1 pseudogene is annotated in these 226 nt (G+C 64.6%); it reads right to left on the bottom strand.

The window, feature by feature from the left end:
- Positions 1 to 226, bottom strand: a pseudogene (locus tag A3722_RS24720) (metal transporter); the annotation flags it as partial.

The raw sequence follows: 226 nt of genomic DNA, 5'->3' as shown, positions 1-226 counted from the left end.
CGGCCACCTCGATTTCATGTGTGAACGTCGCACCGGTTGTTGTGACGAGGGTCACAGCGTGGGCTTCGCCGAGCACCCACGGATAGGGGACATCCAGCCACACCGTGGCGCCGCGCGATATGTCTCCCGGCGGTGTTTGCGTAAACGACCAATACGCGGCATCAACCTGTACCTGGGCGACACGCATCGGGTCCGAACCGCCCGCCCGCACCAGCATCCTCAGGCC

Origin of the sequence: Sulfitobacter sp. HI0027 (genome assembly GCF_001634775.1) — a bacterium.
GTDB lineage: Bacteria > Pseudomonadota > Alphaproteobacteria > Rhodobacterales > Rhodobacteraceae > Sulfitobacter.
This window is presented reverse-complemented; position numbering and strand designations above follow the sequence as displayed.